This window comes from Geomonas anaerohicana (genome assembly GCF_016458305.1).
Taxonomy (GTDB): Bacteria; Desulfobacterota; Desulfuromonadia; order Geobacterales; family Geobacteraceae; genus Geomonas; species Geomonas anaerohicana.
In genome coordinates this window covers 332,384-355,770 of sequence record NZ_JAEMHL010000001.1, presented here as the reverse complement: position 1 = coordinate 355,770, position 23,387 = coordinate 332,384, and the positions used below count along the sequence as shown (strand labels likewise).

Sequence of the window (23,387 nt, the reverse complement as noted above, 5' to 3'; positions counted from 1 at the left end):
ACTTCCTCCTTTTTACATATCAAGGTCGTTTCTTTGTTGGCTTACTTCTTCATCGCCTGTTGTCTCTTTGTGTGCCCTTTCTTTTCCAAATCCTGCATCTTCTTGCTTCGTTCCATCTTGGCTTGCGCCACCTTCTTGGCATTCTGGATGCCCTTGCCTGTCTTTGGTGCCGATCCCTTTCCGGCCGGAGCAGCATTTGCGGCTACCGCCAACGCCAGGGTCAGTATCAGCCCCGCTGTCATCGTCATTAATCGCCTCATAACCGTTTCCTCCTTTACGCCCTGTAGTTGTCATGTCACCGTTTTCGATCACAGGTTCAGTCCGTTTTGGTCGAACCAATGCCCAAGTAATTACAGGGACCGTGCCACAAATCACAAAAAATGTTTCCTTCGAATAATCAGGCAGTTACAGCCAAGGGCGGCGCAGCCTTAAACAGTGACGGCTGTCGCGAGTTGGAGGTGCGGCAGGAGGTGAGATGGACGCAAATCCGCGCCAGTCATAGATCGATGGGCGCCGTATACGTTTACATACAAGTTGATGCTTTTTTGCACCCTTCCATTGCAGGTAACTTGGCGTGATGCCACCGACCGCCTGTCATGGCAGCGGAGGTTCCCTGTGGCGGGTTTGACTTGTCCAGGAAATGTTGTATCTGAACAACTTGCGCCGGATTCGTCGGCTGGATAACCGCTGGCTACCACCCGGGAGGGTGCGGAAAGTGAGGAGGTATCGATGAGCTACATCACCGTAGGGAAGGAGAATTCCTGCAATATCGATCTCTATTACGAGGACTTGGGCGAGGGGCAGCCGGTGGTGCTGATCCATGGCTGGCCGCTGAGCGGCAGGTCATGGGAGCGCCAGGTGCCCGCGTTGCTGGAGGCAGGGTATCGTGTGGTGACCTACGACCGGCGCGGCTTCGGCCAGTCGGGCAGGCCCTCGACCGGCTACGACTACGACACGCTGGCGGCCGATCTCAACGCGCTTTTGAACGCGCTTGACCTGCGCGACGCGGTGCTGGTCGGGTTTTCTATGGGAGGGGGTGAGGTGGCGCGCTACCTGGGGCGCTACGGCAGCGAGCGGATCAGGAAAGCGGTGTTCATGGCGGCGGTGACGCCGTTTCTGCTGAAGAGGCCGGATAACCCGGCCGGGCTGGATGGGGACATCTTCCAGGGAATCAGGCAGGGAATCAGGAGCGACCGGCTCTCCTTTTTGACCAGCTTCCTGGCCAACTTCTACAACGTGCATGCGTTCGGGGGGAAGAAGGTGAGTGAAGAGGTGCTGAGGCTTAGCTGGGACATCGCGGCCATGGCCTCGCCCATCGCGACGCTGTCCTGCGTGCACTCCTGGCTTACCGATTTCCGTGACGACCTGCTGAGCATCAAGATCCCCACCCTGGTCATGCATGGCGATGACGACCGCATCGTCCCCTTCGCCGCCTCCGGGAGCCGCACCCATGAGGCGGTCGAGGGCAGCCGTCTCATTGTCGTCGCCGGCGCCCCGCACGGCCTCAACTGGACCCACGCCGAAGAAGTCAACGACGGGTTGATCGATTTCCTGCAGGAAGCGCTTTAAAACCACGGAAAAACATAACCATTGGCCACGGAGAAAGTCTGAGGAAATCTGAGGCCCCGTAAAAGCAAAAAGCTTTTGGGTGTTGAACCTTCAAAAAGGTATTCTCAGACGTCCTCAGATTTACTCCTTGCCAATGGTTTTGTTTTTTCCGTTTAAAGGTTTTCTCCGAAGTTCTCAGATTTTTCTCCGTGGCCAATGGTTTGGGTTTCAGCTTTTGAACTCCCTGAACCTCTGCACGGCCTCGGGGATGACTTCCTCCTTGATGTTCCCGAAGGCGAGCCTCAGATACCCCTCCAACCCCGGCCCGAACACCTCGCCCGGGAGCAGCAGCATCCCCGATTCCTCGACCAACCGCTTTGCCACGGCACGCCCGCTCTTACCCGCACAGGGATGCGCCACCCAGCCGAAGAAGGGACCGCTCGCCACCAGCCGGAACGGGTTGCCCGGCTTCCCCATCTCGGCCCGGAACACCTCGTGGCGCCGCTCCATCATGACCCGGTTCTGCGCCACCCACTCCGTAAGATGCTCGAAGCCGTACTGCACCGCATGCTGGGTGACCCGGGGCTGGCACACCGCCATGGTGTCCTGGGCCTTCAGTGCGTGCTCGATGAACCGGCTCGATGCCGCGAGCATCCCGGCACGGTAACCGGTGAGCGCGAAGGTCTTGCCGAAGGAGGCGATGTGGACGAAGTGGTCCCCCCAGTCAGGATCCCGGAACAGGTCGTGGGGGCGGACGCCGCCGGTGATGAAACTGTTGTAGGTCTCGTCCAGCACCAGCGCCACGTTGCGGCGCCGGGCCAACTCGTGAAGCTCCTTGATGGTCTCGGGCGGGGTGACGGCGCCGGTGGGGTTACTGGGGGTGACCAGGAGGATGGCGCGCGTCTTGTCCGTAATGAGACCGGCGATGACAGCGGGGTCGGGGAGACCGCCGCTGGTCTCGTCGAAAGGGGCGAACACGCAGCGGATGCCGAGGACGGCGAGCGCCATGGGATGGTCGAAGTAGGCGGGCAACTGCACGATGACCTCGTCCCCCGCACGGCACAGGGTCACCATGGCGAGCCACAAGGCCTGACTGGCGCCGATGGTGAGGCAGATCTGGGAAGGATCTATGCAGGCGTCGTAGAGGCGCCGGTAGCCGCGGCAGACCGACTCACGTACCTCGGGGAGCCCCTCGTCGATGCTGTAACGCGAGGTGAGCGGGTCGCGCATCACCTGTTCTAGGTGGTCGATCAGCTCGGGCGGGGGCGGGTAATCCGGGATCGCCTGGCACAGGTCGATCAGTGCCAGCTTCGGGTTCGCGGCCGCCAGCCACCCCTTCACCTCCGAGATCGGCGGCGGGTGGACCTTCTCTATCAGTTCCGAAACGGGAAACTTCATCCTCTCCCCCCTTCATGAGCAAGGCGGCTCTGCCGCACGCCTCTTAATACAACTCTTCACCGAAGGCGGCAATACTTTTCAACACACAACACCTTAAAACCATTGGCCACGGAGAAAATCTGAGGAAATCCGAGAGAAGCGAAAAGCAAGACTTTGGTTTTACGCCAAAAAGCTGTTGTCTCTTTGTTTTTCTCAGATGTTCTCAGACGTTCTCCGTGGCCAATGGTTTTGGGTATGTAGACGTGTAAACAACAAATAATGTTAAAACCCAACCAGGAAGGTAAAGTTCGAACTAAAGCTGGCGATAAGCCTCACCACGCGGGTAACCTCCCGAGTTACCGCGGAAAATCGCCACGGAGGTTTTTGATGCTAGCCAACCTGAAGATAGGCACTCGCCTTTTCATTCTGTTCAACACCGTGCTTTTGTTCATCGTGCTGATCGGTGCGGCGAGCTACTGGGGCATGAGCAGGATGCAGTACCACCTGAACGATCTCGTCGGCAACCGCGGCGCGCTCCAGGACAACTCTCAGCTTGCCTTGGCCCGCGTCAACATGATGCGGCGCTACGAGAAGGACTTCTTCCTGAACATGGGCGACGCCGCCAAGATGGCCGGTTACCGGAAGAAATGGGACACCACGCTGGAGCAGCTGCACCAGTTGGTGGATTCCTCGCAAAAGCTCGTTTCCGCCCCCGGCTACCCCACCGCCGCGCGCGACCGCGCATGCCTCGCCGACATCCGTCGCGACATCGATGCCTATGCGGCGGGCTTCCGTACCGTAGCCGGACGCGTCACAGCGGGAGAAATCACCGCGCCGCAGGATGCCAACAAGGCGATAGAAGCGTACAAAACGGCGACGCACCACTCGGAAGAGCAGATGGGCCGGTTCGTGGAAAACATGGAAAAGGAGATGACGACCACGACGGAACAGGCGGTATCTACCAGTCATCGCCTGAAGGTAGCCGTCCTGCTCTTGTCGCTGGTCGCTGCCGCCGTAGCCTGGATGCTGGGCTATATCGGGGCACGCTCCATCACCCAGCCGCTTGCCAAGCTGGTCTCGGTGGCCCAGGACATCGCCCGCGGCAACCTGGGGTGCCAGGTGTCGGTGACGTCGCGGGACGAGACCGGGGAGTTGACCGCCGCGGTGCAGACCATGGCGCAGAATCTGCGCCGTATCATCGGGGAGGTCGCGGACCATGCGGCACAGGTGGCCGCCGCGGCCGCCCAGATGCACGGCACGGCGGAGCGGATCGCGGGAGGAGCCGAGCGCGTGGCGACGCAAACCGGAGCGGTGGCCAACGCCGGCGAGGAGATGTCGGCCACCTCCGGCGAGATCGCCTCCAACTCGCAGCTCGCGGCAGAAGGGGCGCACAACGCCGCGGGAGCGGCCCAGGCCGGTGCCGCCGTTGTCGAGAAAACCGTCTCCGTGATGGGGCAGATCGCTGCCAAGGTTCAGGAGAGCGCGCGTACCGTGGAGAGCCTCGGCCAACGTTCGGACCAGATCGGCGCCATCATCGGCACCATCGAGGACATCGCCGATCAGACCAACCTCCTGGCGCTCAATGCCGCCATCGAGGCGGCGCGCGCCGGTGACCAGGGGCGCGGCTTTGCAGTCGTGGCGGACGAGGTGCGGGCCCTGGCGGAGCGGACCACCAAGGCAACCCACGAGACCGGCGCGATGATCAAGGCCATCCAGCGGGAAACGAGGGAAGCGGTCGAGGCGATGGAGCAGGGGGTGCGCCAGGTGGAGGAAGGGACCTCGGAGGCGTCGGAATCGGGCGGAGCGCTGCGGGAGATCCTGGAGCAGGTGAGCACGGTGGCGCTGCAGGTGCAGCAGATCGCCGTCGCCGCAGAGGAGCAGAGCGCCACCAACGAGGAGATCGCCGACAGCATGCAGCAGATCACCATGGTGGTGCAGGAAACGGCGCGCGGAGCGCAGGATTCGGTGGATGCGGCTGAACAGTTGAACCGCAACGCCGAGCAGCTGCAGCAGCTGGTACGGCAGTTCCGGCTATAAAACCTGAGAGACAAAACAAAACCATTGGCCACGGAGAAAATCTGAGGAAATCTGAGAGAAGCGAAAGCCTTTCTCAGATGTTCTCAGAAGTTCTCCTTGCCAATGGTTTTGTTGTTGAGCCCTTAGGTTTTCTCCGAAGTCCTCAGTCTTAATGCTCCTGCGGTGGCGAGGTGAGGTACTGCTCGAACTGCCGCTTGTCCTGGCAGCAGCGATAGGCTTCATCGGGCGACACGCGCTTGGTCTTCAGCAGGTCCAGGATGTGCTGATCCATGAGCTGCATGCCGTCCTTCCTCCCGGTCTGCATGATGGAGGGAATCTGGAAGGTCTTTCCTTCACGGATCAGGTTGCCGATGGCCGGGTTCCAGACCATGATCTCCTGCGCGGCGGCGCGACCCTTGCCGTCGGCGGTCTTTAGAAGCTGCTGGCAGACGACCCCCTTGAGCGACTCGGAGAGGATGGCGCGCACCTGCTCCTGGGCGTCCTTCGGGAAAACGTCAATGATACGGTCCACGGTCTTGGCGGCCGAGCTCGTGTGCAGGGTGCCGAAGACGAGGTGACCGGTCTCGGCGGCGCTCATGGCGAGGCTGATGGTCTCCAGGTCGCGCATCTCGCCCACCAGGATGACGTCCGGGTCCTCCCTGAGGGCGGCCCTCAGCGCGCTGGCGAAGCTCTCGGAGTGCTCGCCGATCTGGCGCTGGTTGAACAGCGACATCTTGTTCTCGTGGATGAACTCCAGCGGGTCCTCGAGGGTCAGGATGTGCTCGCGCCGCGTGCTGTTGATCAGGTCGATCATGGCGGCCAGCGTGGTCGACTTGCCGCTCCCGGTGGGGCCGGTAACCAGCACCATCCCCTTCTTGAGCTTGGTCATGTTCCGGATCCCCTCCGGAAGACCGAGGTCGTCGGCGGACAGGATCTTGCTCGGGATGATGCGGAACACCGCCGCGATGCCGCGATGCTGCATCATGTAGTTGCCGCGGAAACGGGCCAGCCCCGGGACCGAGTAGGCGAAGTCGAGGTCATGCTTCTCCTCGAACTGCTCGCGCTGCTTGGGGGTCAGTATCTCGTACAGGATCGCCTTCAGTTCCTCGTGCGTCAGAGTCTTGAAGTTCTGGCGCTCCATCTCGCCGCGAAGCCGGAAAATAGGGGGCGATCCTGCGGACAGGTGCAAATCGCTGGCTCCGGCGTCGTTTAGCAGCTTGAACAGCGCATCAATCCTTGCCATGTGTTCTCTCCGTCACTGTATCCGTCACAGTATTATTGAGGCGACGTACTCGCCCGGGGCGATCTCGCCCCGTTCCAGGAGCTCAGCCCCCTCCTCCGCAATGCCCCGGAAACCGTTCTCCCTGAGGTAACGAACCAGTTCGTCGCTGTTGCGGAGCATCTCCAACGCCTCCAGGAGATCCTTGTCGAACCGGATCACGTCCAGGAGGTACTTTTTGCCGCGGTAACCGGTCTGGTCGCAGGCGGGGCAGCCGGCCGGGCGGAAATAGGCGCGTTCGCCGGGCACCAGCCTGAGCGCCGCCAGTTCCTCGGGCGCGGGGGTGTAGCGCTCCTTGCAGTCGGGGCACAACATGAGCGCGCAACGGCTGGAAACGACCCCCTTCACGTGGGTGGGTATCAGGTAGTTCTTCTGGATCAGGTAGATGAGCTGCTTGAGCACCTCGCCCTTGGTGGCATGCGACATCCCCGCCACCACCAGCTTGCCGCGCATGACCGCTTTGCTCGCCGCGACGAAGGTGGCCAGGTCGGTGACGTCCTCGATCACCAGGATGTCCGGGTCGTGCTCCATGGCCGCAGCGATGACGGCGGCATTGTCCTCGCAACTGCAACGGACGCCGGCCAGGCGGGGGAAACGGCTCTTGCCGCGCCCGAGTCGCTCGCCGACCAGCAGCACGTTACGGTCGGCATGGTCGCAGGAATCTAGAAACAGGTCGATGAGCCGGCTGCGCTCCTCGGGGGAACGGCCGGCGAAGAGGATCAGGCCGTCCCTGGCGGCGGCCAGGCTGTTCAGGTCGTCGCGCTGGCGCTGGGTGAGCCCCAGGTCGTCCATGGTGTTCAGCCGGGGCGCCACGGTGTGCAGCTTCAGCGTGACGTACTCGCCGCCGTCGCCGCCCATCAGAAGTGCCTGGAAGGGGATCTTCTTCCCCTGCCACAGGAACTTCAAGATGCCGCTGGCGGCCCCCTCCCCCTCGGCCGGGAGTCCCGACAGGCGCCGGATACGTTCGATCAGGCGGGGGTAGTGGGTCATGGCGATCGTGCCCAGTTCGATGCTCTTGTGGCCGCTGCGCACCACGACGCGCACCTGGTCTCCCAGGGGCTGCAGGGCGACCCCGGAGAACTTCTTCTGCACCACGCGCAACAGCAGGTGGTTCAGGAGCATGGCACCGGTCAGGTCGGCGTTGACCGCGGCGAGTACGTTGGCGCTGAACTGGCCGGAGGTGAAGCCCAGCTCCGGGTGGCTGACGTCCGGCCCGTACAGGATCTCGTGCATATCCCTGATCTCGCGGATCAGGCCGACCGAGATGTTGATGTTGCAGCCGGAGACGCGGGAGAGCTCCGCGATGGCCTCCTTGTTGAGCGGGTCGGCCATGGCCACCGACAGCTCGCTGCCGATGAGCACCACCGGGCACAGGCTATGGCGCCTGGCCAGCTGGCCCGGGACCTTCTCCACGGCGGCTGGGTCGATGTTTTCCTTCTTGAGTCGTACGTAGGGGATGTTCAGCTGGTTGGCGAGTGCCCAGTCGATGTCCTCCTGGGTGACCACCCCCATCCGGACCAGCGCTTCGCCGACCCGGCATCCCGAGACCTTCTGCGCCTCGAGGGCGGCCCTCAACTCGTGCTCGGTGATGATCTGGGATTTGAAGAGTACCTCACCGATGGACCCTTCCTTGACAAGCCCGTTCATTGCAAAACCTCCAGGATGCTGCAGATGGCCGTGCCAGGGGAAATGTACCCGAAAACAACCCGATTGACAATTGACAATGGAGCAGACCAATCAATTAGCAATTGGCAGTGGAGCAGACAAATCGATTGACAATTGACAGTGGACAATTGACAATGCCTGACACGGCAGACCCAGGCAATGGCCGCCCTGCCAAAGGCAACGAAGCCCCGGATGCGATACCTCGACCAAGCAGAACCTCAACGCAGATCCCTTCCCGCTTATCTGTCAGTCGCGTTGCAAGTCACTGCCATCATTACTGAAAAAGAACCTACGTTGTCAATCGGCAATTATCAATTGTCAATTGAATAAGGAGTTTGCATGCAAAGAAAAGCCATCGCCCTGCTCTCGGGCGGACTCGATTCCACCCTCGCCGTCAAGGTGCTCCTGGAACAGGGGATCGCCGTGGAGGCGCTCAACTTCACCTCCCCCTTCTGCACCTGCACCGGAAAAAACGCCGGCTGCAAGTCGGAGGCGGTGCGGGTTGCGGAGGAATTCAAGATCCCCATCAAGGTGATGAACAAGGGGGCCGACTACCTGGAGATCATCAGGAACCCCAAGCACGGCTACGGCAAGGGGATGAACCCCTGCGTCGACTGCCGCATCTACCTCTTGAAGAAGGCCAAGGAGTACATGGAGGAGTCGGGGGCCGATTTCGTCATCACCGGCGAGGTGCTGGGACAGCGCCCGATGAGTCAGCGCCGCGACACCCTGCGCGTCATCGAGCGGGAGAGCGGCCTGGAAGGACTCCTGTTGCGCCCGCTCTCCGCCAAGCACTTCAACCCCACCATCCCGGAACAAGAAGGGTGGGTGGACCGTGACAAGCTCCTCTCCATCTCGGGGCGCTCCCGCAAGGAGCAGTTCGAACTGGCCGAGGAACTGGACGTGAAGAACTATCCCTGCCCGGCCGGGGGATGCCTGCTGACCGAACTCTCCTTCGTCGGCAAGATCCGCGACGTCTTCGATCACTCGGACCAGCTGAACCTCAGGGACTTCCGGATGCTGAAGCTGGGCAGACACTTCAGGATCGGGCGCCGCACCAAGGTGGTCATGGGGAGAAACGAGGCGGAGAACGAACTCCTGGAGCGCGCCATCCAGGCCGGTGAGGCCGCCCTGCGCTGGCAGGAGGGGAAGAGCCCGCTGGCGGCGGTCATGGGCGAGAGCTCGCCGGAGCTTTTGGAGCGCGCCGCGCAGATCCTGTTGCGCTACACCAAGGCCGAGCCCGGTGCCGCGGCCACCATCGCCGTCACCTGCGACGGCGCCGAGAGCGAGTTCTGCACCACCAATGCCCTGGACGAGGCCGCTGTCGAGGCGCTCAGGCTGTAGTCCCTTCCTGTATGCCGCTTCCCTCCCCCTGAACCGGGGAGTGGAAGCGGTACATGTTCTTTCCTTCCTGCTTGGCGCGGTACATCGCGCCGTCCGCCGCACGCACCATCCCGTCCAGGTCGTCGCCGCAGTCCGGGTAGATGCAGACCCCGATGCTCACCCCGACGCCCGCCTCGCCCCCCTCCACCTGGAAGGGACGGGCAAAGGCCTCGATGATCCTCCCCGCTACCACCGCTGCATCCTGGGGCTCCGCCATCTTGGTCAGGATGATGGTGAACTCGTCACCTCCCATGCGCGCCACCATGTCGCAGGCGCGCACGCAGTCCTTGAGCCGCTGTCCCGCCTCCATGAGCACGGCGTCTCCGGCGGCATGGCCGAAGCGGTCGTTGATCTCCTTGAACAAGTCCAGGTCGAGATACATGAGCGCCATCGGGTGGTGATACCGTTTCGCCTCGGAGAGCGCGTGCTTCAGCCGATCGAAGAACAGCACCCGGTTCGGGAGCGAGGTGAGCGAATCGTAATGGGCCAGGGTCTCCAGCCGCGCCTTGGCCAGCTTGCGCTCGGTGATGTCCCGGAAGATGACCTGCAGCGCCCGCTCGCCCCGGTAGACAAAGGGCCCCACCCCCAGCTCCACCTCGATGGTGGTCCGGTCGTTGCGCAACAGCCGCTCCTCGATCCAGGGTGCGCTGGCGTCCCCCTGCTCCGCGTAGCTTACCTGCTCCAGGAACAGCTGTGCCGAATCCCGCTCGATGAAATCCAGCATCTCCCGCCCCATGAGCTGGTCCGGGGACTGGCACCCCAGCAGTTCGCTGCCGGCAGGGTTGATGAAGACGAAGCGGCGCCCGACCAGGATGGCGATGCCGTCCAGCGAGAGTTCCACCAGGCGCCGGAAGCGCTCCTCGCTCTCGCCGATAGCCTCCACCATGTTGGTCAGCCGCTCCTCGGTCTTGGCCTTCACGGTCACGTCCTGCAGGGTCTCGATGGCGGCCACCACGTTCCCCTCGCTGTCCCTGATCGGCGCGGCGTCGAAGCAGAGGTAGCGCTGTTTCCCTTTGAGCCGATACCACCCCTCGGCGCGCAGCCCTTCCGGGATCAATTCGGAGTCGGCATAGCAGGAGTACAGGTCCGCCATATCCTGCAGCGTGCCGTCCACCACGACGTCGGCCAGCATGCGGCGCTGTTCCGTGTAGAATGCCCGCCACGCCTCCGCCTTCCCTACCTGGTCCTCGGCGCCGACGCCGGTCAGCTCCTCCATGGCCTTGTTCCAGATGATGACCCGGTGTTCGGCGTCGATGACGAAACAGGGGAGTGCGCTGTGCTGCAAAAGCTGCACGGCGAAACTCTTCTCGTGCTCCAGCCGTCGCCGCTGGCTGGTCAGTTCCTGCATCATGGCGTTGAAGGCCTGCACCAGCTCGCCGATCTCGTCCCGGCTTTGCAGCGCCATCGGTTCGAACGAGGTATCCTCGCCCATGCTGCGCACCCTGGAGGCAAAAGTCAGCAACGGTGCCGTCAGGCGCCCGACGAAGAGCCAGACGAAGATCAGGGCCACGGGAAGGAGCGCTGCCAGGCTGTACAGCACCAGGGCGCGCGCCCGGTAGATGGGCTCGTACGCCTCCGACAGCGGACGCTCCGCCGCCAGGATCCACCTGGTCGACTGCAGCCTCTTGAAGGAGTAGATGCCGGCAACACCGGAGGGTCCGACCATCTCGCCGCTCCCCTCGTAGCCGTCGATTACCCGGTCCAGCAGTTCCTGCTGCCCGGCAGGCGGCAGCGGCAGCGGGATCCGGTCCCGGTTCGGGTGCACGATCATGTGCCGCTGGTCGTTGAACAGAAAGAAGTTGCCGCCGTCACCGACCCGCAACCGGCCCAACCGGGTCAGGAAGTTTTCCTCGGCGAGCTCCACCCTTCCCCCCAGCACGCCGATCAGGGTGCCGTCCGGGGCCAGCACCGGAGCGGTGAAAATGACCAGCAGGTTACCCCGTGCAGAGATCAGCGGCTCGGATATGTACGGCTTGCCTGAGCCCATCGTATGGATGAAGTATTCGCGGCTGGAGAAATCCTTGCCGAGGAAAAGGGTCTGTCCCGGGGCGGAGGCGAGCAGGATCCCCTTGGGAGAGTAGAAGCCGGTGCCGTCGCTGAAGACCTGGTGCAGGTCGAGGCGGGAGTCGAGGAAGTGCTGCAGACGCTGCGGATCGGCCGCCATGGAGGGAGGGATGCTCATCGCCACCGCTACCAGTTCACGCTGCGCCGATGCGATGCGGTCATCCATGTCCGTGGCCGTGGCGGTGACCACGGAATACTGACGGCTGGCAATGCTGGCCTTGAACTCCTTGATGAAGAACATGAGGCCGAGCCCGGCGACTCCCGTGCTCACAATGCCGATCAGGAGCAGGACCACCAGCGCCAGTTTTATTTTCAGGCTGAACCTGACCATTGCGTTTGGGGTCTAATCGTTATGGGTGGCGTAGATGGTGGCGAAATCGGCAGCCGCCGCGTCGAAGGCCTCCAGCACCTGGGGATCGAAGTGGTGCGGCATGGTCCTGCCATCCCCCTTGGTGATGATCTCCACGGTCCTTTCGTGGTCCAGCGCAGGCTTATAGACCCGCTTGCTTCTCAAGGCGTCGTACTGGTCCACCAGCATGACGATGCGCCCCTCCATGGGGGTGGTGGCCCCCACCAGACCGCGCGGGTAGCCGGTGCCGTCCCAGCGTTCGTGGTGCGTGTTGGCGATGGAGGCGGCCATCTGCAGCACCAGGTGGTTGGACCCCGCGAGGATCTTGCCGCCGATGGAGGTGTGGCTCTTCATGATGCCGAATTCCTCGTTGGTGAGCGGGCCGGCCTTCAGGAGAATGGCATCCGGGATGCCGATCTTGCCGACGTCGTGCATGGGAGACGCCATGGCGATGCCGTCCACGAATTCGCGCGGCATGGCGAGCTCTTCGGCCAAGCGCTTGGCGTACAACCCGATGCGGGCGATGTGCTTGCCGGTATCCTCGTCCCTCAATTCGGCCGCCGCCGTCAGCCTCTCGATGGTTTCGCGGCTCATGCTGCGCATCTGCACCAGCGCCTCGCCCAGTTCCCGGGTCCGGTCCAGCACCTGGCGTTCCAGCTCCGCCTTGTAGTTCTTCTCCACCAGCAACAGTCTCTGGTAGTTGATCCCCTTTTCGACCGCGTAGATCAGGTAGGGCGTCTTGAAAGGCTTGATGATGAAATCGAAGGCACCCTTCTTGATCGCCGAGACCGCCATCTCCAGCTCCGCGTAGGCCGTCATCAGGATCACCGGGATGTCCCGGTCGAACTCGTGGATCTGCTCCAGAAGCTCGATACCCGACATCTGCGGCATGTTCACGTCGGTGAGCACCACGTCGGGAGGGGACTGGCGCAGGAGTTCCAGGGCATCCATGCCGTTTGAGAACGGGTGCACCTCGAAGCCGCTCACAGAGAGGAGCAGGGCTACGCTTTCCAAGACATAAGGGTCGTCATCTACGAGGATGACGCGGCCTGATATAGCTGTTTCCATCACATTCTCCAATAGCTTGTGACGCTTATTCGTCTTCTTGGTAGTTTTCGGCAGATTTAATGGGAACTTGAGGGGGAGAATTCTAAGACAAGGCTAAGCGGGGGAGGAGCGATGATGGGAGTGGTGGGAGTAGTGAGTGCTGGAGATGGCTGGGCGGCTGAAGGGGACTGGCTCCGCAGGTGCCTGCCCCCCTCGTCAAGGGAGCGCAGGTGCTGCCCCCTCCCCCGGAGGGGGAGGGTTGGGGAGGGGGAAAAGCTCTTGTCCCTGCTCTTGCCCCCCTCCCAGCCTCCCCCCTCCGGGGGGAGGAGCTGCTACTGCTTGTCCTGCGGTGCGGGGGCGTCCTTGGGCGCGGCGCCGCTATCGGGCGCTTTCTCGGGTGCCGCTTCGGTGCCGCCGGGCTGCTCGGCCGGTGCTGCGGCGGGTGCGACGGGACCCTGCTCCGGCTGTTTGTCCAGTCCCTGCGGCACGGTGGCGCTGGTATGGTTGGCCATGACCTCGACCTGCTTGATGCTCTCGTCCACCTTCCTCTGCATCCGGCCGATGTTGGGCGTCTCGGCCAGCGCCGCCTGGTACTCGCCGGCGGAGAGCACACCCTTGTTGGCCAATAGCCTCAGGATCATGTTGGAGCGCTTGAGCACCTTGTCCAGGTTCTTGTACGGGTTATAGGCGACGCGCGGTCCCGGGAGCATGGCCGCCAGGAAGGCGCATTCGCGCGGGGTGAGCGCGGCCGGGGACTTGCCGAAGTAGTAGCGCGCCCCGTGGCCGATGCCGTGCACCATGGGCCCCAGTTCGATCACGTTAAGGTAGAGCTCGATGATGCGCCCCTTGGTGATCTCCTGCTCCATCCGCTTGGCCAGGTAGAGCTCCTTGGCCTTGCGGGTCAGGGTCTTCTCCCGGGAGAGGAACAGGTTCTTGGCCACCTGCTGGGTAATGGTGGAGGCGCCGCGGGCGAAGCTCTGCTTCTCCAGGTCGTACTTGATCGCCTCCTTGATCGCCTTCACGTCGATCCCCTCGTGCTTGTAGAAGGAAGCGTCCTCGGCGAGGATAACTGCCCACTTCATCTCGGAAGGGATCTGGGACAGCGGTGCCCAGTAGCGGTTCTTCGGACCGACCACCAGCGGGTGGTAATTCCCCTGCCAGTCCTTGACCTGGATGGTCATGTTCATCTTCTTGTCCTTGAGCGCGGATACCGGCGGCAGGAAGAAGAGCGAAACGACGACGTAGACGGCGTAGAGGGCAAAGAGGCCGGCGCCCCAGAGGAGGTATTTTTTCCATTTCATATCAGTGGTTCCTTTCGTACATTCCACTCAACCACGTTACTTATCCAAACCCGTCTGCGCCATCTGCGCGGCCATGACCAGGGCGGCCTTCATGCTGGCGGTGCTCGCCTTGCCGGTGCCGGCCAGATCGTAGGCGGTGCCGTGGTCGACGGAGGTCCGGATGATGGGGAGGCCAAGGGTGACGTTGACCCCGTCGTCGAAGTGCAAAAGCTTGAGCGGGATGAGCCCCTGGTCGTGATACATGCAGACCACGGCGTCGTAGCCCCCCTGGGCGGCGAAGTGGAACAGGGTGTCGGCGGAGAGCGGCCCCACCGCGTCGATTCCCTCTTCCCGCGCCGCGGCCACCGCTGGGGTGATGATGCGGCTTTCCTCGTCGCCGAACATGCCCCCCTCGCCGCAATGCGGGTTGAGGGCCAGGACGGCCAGTCGCGGCTCCTTGCAGAACCAGCGTGCCAGCGAGTCGTTGGTGATCCTGATGGTGGAGAGGACGCGGTCGAAGGTGACCAGTCCCGGCACCTGGGCCAGCGCCTCGTGGATGGTCACCAGGGTGACCCGGAGCCGGTCGCCCGCCAGCATCATCACCACCTCGTGTCCGCCGGTCAGCTCCGCCAGCAGTTCCGTATGCCCGGGGAAATGGTGCCCGGCGCTGTTGAGCGACTCCTTGTTGATGGGAGCGGTGGCCATGGCCGCCACCGTGCCATCCATGCACAGTCTCGCCGCCTCGCAGATGTAGCGGTAGCAGGCGTCGCCTCCGGCGGGGCTCGGTTTGCCGTACACCATCTGGTCCGGTTGGAGGGCGGAGAGTTCGCGCAGGTAGAGGGTGCCCGGGGCCGGGTCCGCCGGAGGGATGAGGTCGGGGGCCGAGACGATGGAGAGCTTGGCGCCCGCCACGGCGATGCCGCGCTCGATGGCGCCGCGGTCGCCGAGGACCAGCGGGCGACAGAGCTTAGTAACGGCGGGGTCGGCCAGTGCCGCGGCGATGATCTCCGGGCCGATGCCGGAGGGATCACCCATGGTGACGGCTATGATGGGTTTATCCACAGGGAACTCCTTCAGCTGTAGCAACAGATCTTCCCCCTCCCTGTCCCTCCCCCTCCGGGGGAGGGTACCAGACAGCTCCTCCATCCAGGTGGGACGCACGCAACTCCCCTCCAGGGTGGGGACGCAACTCCTCCCCCCGGAGGGGGGAGGTCGGGAGGGGGGAAAGATGGGAAAGATGGCCACACAAAAGAATAGGGGCCGATGGAGCCCCTATCCCCGTTTAAAGAAAGGGGGACAGGCACCTGGCGGAGCCAGTCCCCTTGCAGCTACTTACGCACGTTAAGCGGCAGGATCAGCTTCTGAACCTGGCCGGTTTCCTTCTCGCGCCACTGCAGCCTCAACTCCTTCGCGCTGGGCGCCTCGCCCGGGAAGAAGATGAACCCGTTGGAGAGGCTGTCGGTCGGAATGAGCTTTCCTTCCAACCCCTTGCTCCTCAGGTCGTCCGAGATGCGGTTCTCGCGGTCGTTGGAGGTCCCTTCCTGGGTGCCACCGATGATGGCGCCGCCGGCGGCACCGATAGCGGCACCCTTGCCCAACGACGAGGCCACGCTCTTGCCGGAGACGATGCCCAGCGCGGTCCCGAGAATGGTGCCCGCCGCGGCGCCCAGGAGGGCTCCCTTGCCGGCCCCCTTGCCGAAGAAGGAGGCGAACTGGGTCGAGCTTTCCAGCCGGTCGAAGGCCACCTTGTTGGTGACCAGCGGCCAGTAGTTGCCCCCCTCATCCACCAGGAAGGTCTGGCCGCCCATTATTTCCAGGGTTTTGCCGCTCTTGTTGTCCATGACCAGCATGACCGGCAAGAGGCCGGCCCCCTTGACATCGAAGCCGAAGGCCTGCTCGGCCGCTTCCGGAGTGGCGTACGCCTCGCCGCCCAATGAGACGCCGGACTGCTCCAGGTGGTTCTGGTACGCCTCTGGGGGACGGAAGGAAACATACTGGCTCTTATAGTGGGTGCAGCCGGAGAAGAGCATCATGGCTATCATGAAGACGGCGAGTTTTCTCATGGGGAGGCCTCCTTGATATTTTCATTAGCAACACAGGGCAACTATATACCGCTTTTCAGGCTCGCTCAAGGCCGGCGAAGCGGACCAGCAGCTTCTTCGGGCCGCCGAGAGAGTTGAACCAGACGATCACCTTCTGGTTGTCCCCCTCCCCTTCGATCTTCCTGATGGTGCCCGGCCCGAACTGGGCGTGGCGTACCTTCATCCCCACCCAGATGCCGTCGTCCTCGTCGTCGGGGACCATGCGCACCTCGTTGTCCTCGAACTCCGGTTCGATCTCCTCGTCGAAGAGGGAAGCCAGGTTATGGCCGGTGGAAAAGTCGCGCGAGGGCTCGGGGCGCTGCCAGAGGTCGCCGCTGTCCAAAAGGTTCTTCGGGATGTCGGCAATGAAGCGGGCGGGTGCGTTCATCTGCTCCTGGCCGAAGATGTGGCGCCGGCGCACGTTCAGGAGGAACAGGCGCTTCTTGGCGCGGGTCATCCCGACGTAGCAGAGCCTTCTTTCCTCTTCCATCTGATCCGGGTTTTCCAGGGCGCGCACGTGGGGGAAAAGCTTTTCCTCCATGCCGATCATGAACACCAGCTGGAATTCCAGTCCCTTGGCCGAGTGCAGGGTCATCAGCGTCGCGGACGCCTTCTTCCCCTCTCCCTCGTGCTCCAGGTCGGATACCAATGCCACCCGCTCCAGGAAATCGGCCAGCCCGTGCTCGCCCGGCATGCTTTCGTAGGTCTGCATGGCGGTCACCAGCTCCTGGAGGTTGTCGATCCGCTCCTGGGCATCCTCGGTCCGCTGGAGCTTCAGGCGGGCGTAGTAACCGGAATCGTTGATGACCGCGGCGGTGAGTTCCGACAGGGGGAGCTTCTCGCTCAGGGTCTTGTACCCCTCCAGCTCGTTGACGAAGGCGGCCACCTTGCCGCGCGCCGCGGCCGGGAGCAGCGGCCCATAGGCCCCTTCCAGCATCGCGTCGTAGAAAGGAAGCCCCTTTTCGTTGGCGAAGTCGGCGATCTTCTGCACCGTGGTGTTGCCGATGCCGCGCGGCGGCGTGTTGATGATCCTCTTCACCGCCACGTCGTCGGAAGGGTTATCCAGCACCTTAAGGTAAGCGAGGATGTCCTTTATCTCGAGTCGCGCATAGAAGCGGACGCCGCCGACCATGTGGTGCGCGATCTGCGCCCCCACCAGGGCTTCCTCGATGACGCGGGACTGGGCGTTGGTCCGATAGAAAACCGCCACCTCGGAGAGATCGCCCCCCTCGGCCAGAAAGCGTTCGATCTCGCGGCAGACGGTGCGCCCCTCCTCCCACTCGTTGGGGAGGGTGCGGTACACGATGCGCTCCCCCTCGGGGTTGTCGGTCCAGAGACGCTTGGGCTTTCTCCCCTTGTTCTTCTGCACCACGTGCCAGGCGCCGTCCAGTATGGTCTTGGTGGAGCGGTAATTCTGCTCCAGCTTCACCACCTTCACCCCGGGGAAGTCCTTCTCGAATTCCAGGATGTTGCGGATGTCCGCGCCGCGCCAGCCGTAGATGGACTGGTCGTCGTCGCCGACCACGCAGAGGTTCTGGCGCGCGCCGGCCAAAAGCTGCACCAGGCGGTACTGCACCGGGTTGGTGTCCTGGTATTCGTCAACGAGGAGCCAGCGCCAGCGCTGCAGGTACTTGTCCAGCACCTCCTTGTGCTCCTCGAAGAGCTGCACCGTCAACAGGAGCAGGTCCCCGAAATCGACAGCGTTGCAGCGCTTCAGGCGCTCCTGGTAGCAGCGGTAGACCCGGGCCAGCGTCGCCTGGTAAGGGGAGTCGGCCGGGACGTCGAAGGGGCTCATGCCCTGGTTCTTGAACTCGTCGATGGCGCTGCCGAGCATCTTCACCGGGTAGCGTTTCTCGTCCAGGTTCATCTCGGCGGCGCAGTCCTTCAGCAGGCGCTCGCAGTCCTTGTCGTCGTAGATGGCGAAGTTGGAGTCATAGCCCAGGCTCCTGATATCGCTTCTCAGGATGCGGGCGCAGGTGGAATGGAAGGTGGAGACGAGGGGTGTTTCCCCCTCACCCAGCATGTGCTGGATGCGCTCGCGCATCTCTCCGGCGGCCTTGTTGGTGAAGGTGACAGCCAGGATCTGCCAGGGGGGGACGCCGCGCTCGTGAATCAGGTAGCCGATGCGGTGCACGATGACGCGGGTCTTGCCGGAGCCGGCGCCGGCCAGGACCAGCAGCGGTCCCTCGCCGTGCAGCACGGCCTCCTGCTGGGGAGGGTTCAGATTGTGGAGCAGTTTCATGATTTTCCTTAAGGCCTGTCGGGGCTTAGGCGCCGCGGAGTGCCGAGCGCCTATTTATATCACTTAGCCCCAGTCAGGTCAAAAGGGAATCTGCCTCACATGTTTTCCAGGGCCTGAGCCAGAGCGGAGCGCAGGGGCTTTGGGAGCAGGGCGAACTTGACGCCGATACCCTTGGGGCGGTTCTTGCCGCTTGCGTCGGACCAGACCACCCTGGCGGCGGTGTCTACCATGGTGCCGTCGGGGAGGGTGAAGGAGAGTTGCAGCACGTTGCCGGCCCGCGCGGCGATGTCGGTAACCACGTAGGCCCCCTCGACGCCGAGGTCGTAAAGCGAGCAGGGGACGGGGGCACCGTTATGCTGCATGGTGGCCGGGAGGGAACAGGGTAGCCGTTTTTCGCGGCGATCGATGCCGGGGATGAATTCGCGGGCGATCTCCAGGAAGCGGTCACGACCGGCGGGTTTGCTGAGGAAATAGTTGCAGCCGGCGGCAAAGCTGTCATCGCGGTCCTTTTCCACGGTGCTGGAAGAGATGAGGACCACCGGCGTATCGGCGTGCTTGGGGTTGGAGCGGATCGCCTTGCAGCAACTGGCGCCGTCCATGTTGGGCATCTGCAGATCCATGAAAACGAGGGCCGGCTTATGGTGCTTCACCGCTTCCAGCGCCTCGACGCCGTCGCGCGCCGTCACCACCTTCACGTCGGTATGTTTGAAAAAATCCTTCTCGATCTCCAGAAACATCTGCAGGTCGTCTACGAGCAAGATGGTAGGCTGCAAGAGTCCTCCCTTAAGAACCTTGTAGATTCTCGAATATGCAACTTTCGGCATAAAATACCCGTAGCTGTCCCTCAAGTCAAGGTCACAGCTGTACTCCTTTTCGACAGGTGCCGATCAAAACTAAAATAGGCCGTCATCAAACGATGTGCGGCCCGTTCCGGTTCTGCTCGGGGGATTTATGACAGAAGGGACTGGCTCCGTTAGGTGCCAGTCCCTCTAGCGAAACACTTCTTTCAGCCCAGCCAGCGTTCCAAAGCAACTTGGATGCTCTGCCTACGTTGGCTAAATCCCCCCTGCCCCCCCTTTGCGAAAGGGGGGAACGTGGGGGCCCGTTCCTGGTTCCCAAGCTCCAGCTTTTCCTGGTTCCCAAGCTCCAGCTTTTCCTGGTTCCCAAGCTCCAGCTTGGGAACCCCATATGGCGCAAAGCTCCAGCTTTGCATCCGAGGGAAGTTGGAACTTCGGAGAGGCTTTGCGTTCCCAAGGTGGATCTTGGGAACGAGATCAAACGAGATCAAGGGGAATATCAACACGGATGGCTAACACAGCCTTTGCAAAAGGGGGGACGTCCTAAGGTCATGCAAATGGCAACTACTTCGCACGCAGGTGCAGCAGGCGGGCCTTGATCTCCCGCACCTCCCGGAGCGCCTCCGGGCTAAGCCGGTCCGGGGGCAGGTTGTCGCGGTCCGCGAGGCGCACCCCTTCGCAAAAGCTGATGGCGCCTAGCAGCCGCTCCGACGGGACCGCCTCCTCAATGAGGCGCCGGTCTTCCTCGTCGCGCACCTTGCTCCCGACCACGTAAACCTCGTCGATGCCGACATCCGCCGCCAGCCGCATGATCTGCTGGGCCGTCTGCAGGCTGCGCTGCCCCGGCTCCACCACGACCACCAGGGCGTCCACCGATTCTGCCGTGCGGCGCCCAAGGTGCTCGAGCCCCGCCTCCATGTCCATGACCACCACCTCGTCCCGCTCCAGGAGCAGGTGCCCCATCAGGCGCTTCACCAGGGTGCTTTCCGGGCAGGCGCAGCCGCTGCCGCCCTGCTCCAGGGTACCCATCCAGAGAAAGCGCACCCCGTCGTGCTCCAGGCAGAACTTCTCCGGCAGATCGTTCACCTTCGGGTTGAGCTTAAAAAAGGAACCATAGCCGCCGCTTGCTCCGGTGCGCTCCTCGGCCAGTTCCTTCATGCGCGCCACCGGCTGGAGCTCCGCAGCCCGGTCAGCCGGGATACCGAGCGCCGCCGCGAAGTTGGCGTCCGGGTCGGCGTCCACCGCCACCACCTTGGCGCCGTCATTGGCGAAGGCGCGGCAGAGGAGGCTCGCGAAGGTCGTTTTGCCCACGCCCCCTTTGCCGGTAATGGCGATCTTCAGCCCCGGCCCGCGCTGAGGCACGGCATGGAGGTGGGGGTGATGGTGGTCATTTCCGTGATCATGGTGGTGACCGTGGTGGTGGTCAAGGTCGTGGTGGTGGTCATGCGCGTGGTTGTGATGGTCGCACATACTCTGTTTCTCCTTATGTCTCCCGCTCGTTCCTTTCGCAGGAGGGGACTGGCTCCGCCAGGTGCCTGTCCCCTTAGTGCAGGATGCCGTGGCTACCTCGGCTAAATCCCTCCTGCCCCCCCTTTCACAAGGGGGGAACGCGAGGGCTCGTACAAACTAGATCCCCAACCCCTTCCTCCGCTCCTCAATCACCTCCAGGAGCTTGTCTGCTGCGAGGTTGGGATCGAGTTCGACCAGGAAGTAGCCACCCAAGAGGTCCTTGGCGGTCTGGGTGAGCAATTCGGTGACCTTGGCGGAGCCGGTCACCTGCGGCATGGTGCCGAGATGGGTCGGGATACCGAGGGCGACGCTCCAGGTGCCGATGGCGACGGCCTTCTCGGACATGGCCTCCGGCGCGGAGGCAACGAGCGGCAGCTGGTCGAGATCGACGCCCAGCTTGTCGGCGACGGCCACGGCCACCTGTACGGCACGGCTGTTGTCCACACAGGAGCCCATGTGCAGCACCAAGGGCAGCGGGCCGTTCAACCCCGCGGAGGTGCCGATGGCGGTCAACACGGCCTTGAGCGAATCACCAGCGTATTCCAGCGTCGCCTCCTGGGTCATCAGGCCGTGCTTGGCGAAGGAGCCCGCGCCGCAGCCGGTGGCGAGCAGCAGCACGTTGTTGGCGGCGAGCTTCTTGGCCATGGTGACGAAACTGCTGTCCTGCGCCACCTGGGTCGAGTTGCAGCCGGCGAAGAGGGCGATGCCGCGGATGTTGCCGTTGGCGATGTTCTCGATCAGCGGCTGGAGCGGGTCTTCCGGGTTCAGCGTCGCCAGCGCGCCCACCACGGACTCGACGCCGAAGCCGACGATGGCGGTCTGCTTGAAGTCCGGGATGTTGACCCGACGCGGGTCGCGCCGCTTGTACGCGTCGATCGCTGCCGCCACGATCCGGCGCGCGTTTTCCAGGGCCGTCTCTTCCTTGAAATCGACATGGGTGGCGCCCGGGATCTTGTTCTCCGCCATGGTGGTGATCACGGCGGTGTGGAAGCAGGCGCCGATCTCGCTCACCGAGGGCATGATGCACTGCACGTCGACCACCATGGCGTCCACCGCGCCGGTGACCAGGGCCAGCTCCTGGGAGAGGTAGTTCGCGGCCAGCGGGATGCCATGGCGCACCATCACCTCGTTGCCGGTGCAGCAGATGCCGACGATGTTGATACCGGCCGGCGCGCCCGCCTTCCTGGCCTCCTCGTCCATCTGCCCGGCGACCTCGCAGACGACTTCGCTCAGCAGCGGGTTGTGGCCGTGCACCGCAATGTTGACGGCGTCCGGCTTGATGACGCCAAGGTTAGCGGCAGTAATAACCGGGCTCGGCGTGCCGAACAAGGCGTCGGAAAGCTCGGTGGCGAGGCACATGCCGTCGAAGTCTGCCAGCGCCCCCTTTATGCCGCCCAGGATGAGGTTGACCGGATCGGCGTCGCAGCCGACCAGGGTGCGTCCCATGATCTGGGTGATGACGGCGTCGATGTTATGCGGCACCACGTGCAGGGCCTGCAGGCGCTCCAGGCGCTTCTTGGTCAGGGTGGCCTCGATCCAGTTGCAGGGGGCGTCGTGGTCCTGGTTCTGGAAGTCCTCCAGGGTCGCCTTGGCCACCGCGGCGGCGATGGCCGGAATGTCCTGCCCTTCGGTGCAGAGGCCGAGTTTCGCCGCGACCGCACGCAGCTTGGCCTCGTCACGGATCTGGCAGGCGGGGAGCCGCCCCTCGGCGACACCCTGCAGGGCGAGAGCCACGTGGCGGCCGTGCTCGGAGTGCCCGGCGGCACCGGCCGCGATCATGCGGATCACGTTACGGGCCACGATGGTGTCGGCATCGGCGCCGCAGATGCCGCGCTGGGGGCCGTCCCCGAACGGATCGATACGGCAGGGCCCTTTCCAGCAGATGCGGCAGCAGACACCCAACTGGCCGAAGCCGCACTGCGGCTGCATGGCGCGGTGGCGGTCCCAGACGGTGGAAATGCCTTCTTTCTTGGCGATGGGCAACAGGGTCGCCGCGGACGGATCGGTAGTGAGCTTCATGGTCATATCCTTGCCTTCCTTGATTTGAGATGTTGGAGCGATTGGGCCAGTTCGGCCGCCCTTGCTTCGATCAGGGTCTGACGGTATTCCTCGAGGTCCACCAGGGAGAGCGCCTTGGTCGGGCACGCCTCGACGCAGGCGGGAACGTCACGGCCGGTGCCGGCGCAGAGGTCGCATTTGCGGGCAATACCGCCGTTGGTGCGGCAGCTTTCCGGATCGCTCCCCTCGTGCTTGACGCTAATGGCGCCGAAGGGGCAGACCATGACGCAGACCTTGCACCCGACGCAGTTCTTCTCGCGCACCCCGACCTGCCCGCTCTCCTGCAGCATGGCGCCGGTGGGACAGGCCGCGGCGCAGGGGGCATCCTCGCACTGGCGGCACTGCACCGGCATCATCACGCCGCCCGCCGCCACCACGCGGTTGCGCGGTCTCAGGGTCAGTCCCGAGAGCGCCGCCTGGTGCAGCCCCGTCCCGGAATGGGCCACGGCACAGGCCAGCTCGCAGCCGTGGCAGCCGAGACAGCGCTCGGGATCGGCAAATACGATGGCATTTTCACGTTGTCGCTTCATTTGGTCTCCTTTGCATGTCCAGATTACTCATGATCTTCCACCCACCCCCGTCCACGTCCCCTCTCCCGGAGGGAGAGGGGGGAATCAGTCGCCGATTCGTCCCCGCCCCCGGAGGGGGAGGGTCAGGGAGGGGGAACGCAGCATCTCTTTCCCCCCTCCCAG

At 63.4% G+C, this 23,387-nt stretch carries 17 protein-coding genes; 3 read left to right on the top strand and 14 right to left on the bottom strand.

The features are described 5' to 3' along the window. Positions 1-41: 41 nt before the first annotated feature. On the bottom strand, positions 42-248 hold the full coding sequence (locus tag JFN91_RS01535; RefSeq protein ID WP_236014865.1) for a hypothetical protein: 207 nt from the start codon (positions 246-248) through the stop codon (positions 42-44). Positions 249-729: 481 nt separating this feature from the next. Here JFN91_RS01535 and JFN91_RS01530 point away from each other — a divergent pair, with 481 nt between their 5' ends. After that, positions 730-1,569 carry an alpha/beta fold hydrolase gene (locus JFN91_RS01530; RefSeq protein WP_199387456.1) on the top strand — a complete coding sequence of 280 codons (840 nt, stop codon included), beginning with the start codon at positions 730-732 and terminating at the stop codon, positions 1,567-1,569. Positions 1,570-1,776: 207 nt separating this feature from the next. Here JFN91_RS01530 and JFN91_RS01525 read toward each other — a convergent pair whose 3' ends face one another. Further along, a complete protein-coding gene (locus JFN91_RS01525) occupies positions 1,777-2,946 on the bottom strand; it encodes an aminotransferase (protein WP_199387455.1) in 1,170 nt (389 codons plus the stop codon). A 366-nt stretch (positions 2,947-3,312) separates the two neighbouring features. On the opposite strand from JFN91_RS01525, the gene JFN91_RS01520 reads away from it, so the two are divergent. Continuing rightward, positions 3,313-4,962, top strand: a complete 1,650-nt coding sequence (locus tag JFN91_RS01520; RefSeq protein ID WP_199387454.1) for a methyl-accepting chemotaxis protein — start codon at positions 3,313-3,315, stop codon at positions 4,960-4,962. 148 nt (positions 4,963-5,110) lie between these two features. Here the strand turns inward: JFN91_RS01520 and JFN91_RS01515 are convergent, their stop codons facing one another. Beyond that, complete coding sequence (locus tag JFN91_RS01515; RefSeq protein WP_199387453.1) at positions 5,111-6,184, bottom strand: type IV pilus twitching motility protein PilT; 1,074 nt, start codon at positions 6,182-6,184, stop codon at positions 5,111-5,113. A gap of 24 nt (positions 6,185-6,208) precedes the next feature. Then, positions 6,209-7,867 carry a GspE/PulE family protein gene (locus tag JFN91_RS01510; RefSeq protein WP_199387452.1) on the bottom strand — a complete coding sequence of 553 codons (1,659 nt, stop codon included), beginning with the start codon at positions 7,865-7,867 and terminating at the stop codon, positions 6,209-6,211. Between the two features lie 357 nt (positions 7,868-8,224). Between JFN91_RS01510 and JFN91_RS01505 the strand changes: the two genes are divergently transcribed. After that, complete coding sequence (locus JFN91_RS01505; protein ID WP_199387451.1) at positions 8,225-9,229, top strand: hypothetical protein; 1,005 nt, start codon at positions 8,225-8,227, stop codon at positions 9,227-9,229. Here JFN91_RS01505 and JFN91_RS01500 read toward each other — a convergent pair. The 10 genes from JFN91_RS01500 to JFN91_RS01455 form a co-directional block, all read right to left on the bottom strand. Next, positions 9,219-11,663, bottom strand: a complete 2,445-nt coding sequence (locus tag JFN91_RS01500; protein ID WP_199387450.1) for a sensor domain-containing diguanylate cyclase — start codon at positions 11,661-11,663, stop codon at positions 9,219-9,221. The two genes, JFN91_RS01505 and JFN91_RS01500, sit on opposite strands and share 11 nt — an antisense overlap. A gap of 12 nt (positions 11,664-11,675) precedes the next feature. After that, positions 11,676-12,749 (bottom strand): response regulator, encoded by a 1,074-nt coding sequence (locus JFN91_RS01495; protein WP_199387449.1) that lies wholly within the window; start codon positions 12,747-12,749, stop codon positions 11,676-11,678. A 311-nt stretch (positions 12,750-13,060) separates the two neighbouring features. Further along, entirely contained in the window at positions 13,061-14,029 is a 969-nt protein-coding gene (locus JFN91_RS01490; protein WP_199387448.1) for a transglycosylase domain-containing protein, read from the bottom strand. 36 nt (positions 14,030-14,065) lie between these two features. Beyond that, positions 14,066-15,043, bottom strand: coding sequence for a 4-hydroxythreonine-4-phosphate dehydrogenase PdxA (pdxA, locus tag JFN91_RS01485; protein ID WP_199387796.1), 978 nt, complete (start codon positions 15,041-15,043; stop codon positions 14,066-14,068). A 293-nt stretch (positions 15,044-15,336) separates the two neighbouring features. Beyond that, on the bottom strand, positions 15,337-16,071 hold the full coding sequence (locus JFN91_RS01480) for a glycine zipper family protein (protein WP_199387447.1): 735 nt from the start codon (positions 16,069-16,071) through the stop codon (positions 15,337-15,339). Between the two features lie 55 nt (positions 16,072-16,126). Beyond that, on the bottom strand, positions 16,127-18,331 hold the full coding sequence (locus JFN91_RS01475; protein ID WP_199387446.1) for an ATP-dependent helicase: 2,205 nt from the start codon (positions 18,329-18,331) through the stop codon (positions 16,127-16,129). A gap of 95 nt (positions 18,332-18,426) precedes the next feature. Then, on the bottom strand, positions 18,427-19,104 hold the full coding sequence (locus JFN91_RS01470) for a response regulator (protein ID WP_199387445.1): 678 nt from the start codon (positions 19,102-19,104) through the stop codon (positions 18,427-18,429). Positions 19,105-19,692: 588 nt separating this feature from the next. Further along, positions 19,693-20,598, bottom strand: coding sequence for an ATP-binding protein (locus JFN91_RS01465; protein WP_236014864.1), 906 nt, complete (start codon positions 20,596-20,598; stop codon positions 19,693-19,695). A 156-nt stretch (positions 20,599-20,754) separates the two neighbouring features. Beyond that, positions 20,755-22,662 (bottom strand): anaerobic carbon-monoxide dehydrogenase catalytic subunit, encoded by a 1,908-nt coding sequence (gene cooS / locus JFN91_RS01460; RefSeq protein WP_199387444.1) that lies wholly within the window; start codon positions 22,660-22,662, stop codon positions 20,755-20,757. Then, positions 22,659-23,225, bottom strand: a complete 567-nt coding sequence (locus JFN91_RS01455; RefSeq protein WP_199387443.1) for a 4Fe-4S dicluster domain-containing protein — start codon at positions 23,223-23,225, stop codon at positions 22,659-22,661. Before JFN91_RS01455 ends, cooS begins: the two co-directional genes overlap by 4 nt. Between the last annotated feature and the right edge of the window lie 162 nt (positions 23,226-23,387).

Bases quoted from the DNA above. Each gene is read 5' to 3' on its own strand.
- JFN91_RS01520 (WP_199387454.1), top strand. From the start codon at position 3,313: ATGCTAGCCAACCTGAAGATAGGCACTCGCCTTTTCATTCTGTTCAAC.
- pdxA (WP_199387796.1), bottom strand. From the start codon at position 15,043: ATGGGTGATCCCTCCGGCATCGGCCCGGAGATCATCGCCGCGGCACTG.
- JFN91_RS01510 (WP_199387452.1), bottom strand. From the start codon at position 7,867: ATGAACGGGCTTGTCAAGGAAGGGTCCATCGGTGAGGTACTCTTCAAA.
- JFN91_RS01495 (WP_199387449.1), bottom strand. From the start codon at position 12,749: ATGGAAACAGCTATATCAGGCCGCGTCATCCTCGTAGATGACGACCCT.
- JFN91_RS01475 (WP_199387446.1), bottom strand. From the start codon at position 18,331: ATGAAACTGCTCCACAATCTGAACCCTCCCCAGCAGGAGGCCGTGCTG.
- cooS (WP_199387444.1), bottom strand. From the start codon at position 22,662: ATGACCATGAAGCTCACTACCGATCCGTCCGCGGCGACCCTGTTGCCC.
- JFN91_RS01515 (WP_199387453.1), bottom strand. From the start codon at position 6,184: ATGGCAAGGATTGATGCGCTGTTCAAGCTGCTAAACGACGCCGGAGCC.
- JFN91_RS01525 (WP_199387455.1), bottom strand. From the start codon at position 2,946: ATGAAGTTTCCCGTTTCGGAACTGATAGAGAAGGTCCACCCGCCGCCG.
- JFN91_RS01455 (WP_199387443.1), bottom strand. From the start codon at position 23,225: ATGAAGCGACAACGTGAAAATGCCATCGTATTTGCCGATCCCGAGCGC.
- JFN91_RS01530 (WP_199387456.1), top strand. From the start codon at position 730: ATGAGCTACATCACCGTAGGGAAGGAGAATTCCTGCAATATCGATCTC.
- JFN91_RS01500 (WP_199387450.1), bottom strand. From the start codon at position 11,663: ATGGTCAGGTTCAGCCTGAAAATAAAACTGGCGCTGGTGGTCCTGCTC.
- JFN91_RS01490 (WP_199387448.1), bottom strand. From the start codon at position 14,029: ATGAAATGGAAAAAATACCTCCTCTGGGGCGCCGGCCTCTTTGCCCTC.
- JFN91_RS01480 (WP_199387447.1), bottom strand. From the start codon at position 16,071: ATGAGAAAACTCGCCGTCTTCATGATAGCCATGATGCTCTTCTCCGGC.
- JFN91_RS01505 (WP_199387451.1), top strand. From the start codon at position 8,225: ATGCAAAGAAAAGCCATCGCCCTGCTCTCGGGCGGACTCGATTCCACC.
- JFN91_RS01535 (WP_236014865.1), bottom strand. From the start codon at position 248: ATGACGATGACAGCGGGGCTGATACTGACCCTGGCGTTGGCGGTAGCC.
- JFN91_RS01465 (WP_236014864.1), bottom strand. From the start codon at position 20,598: ATGTGCGACCATCACAACCACGCGCATGACCACCACCACGACCTTGAC.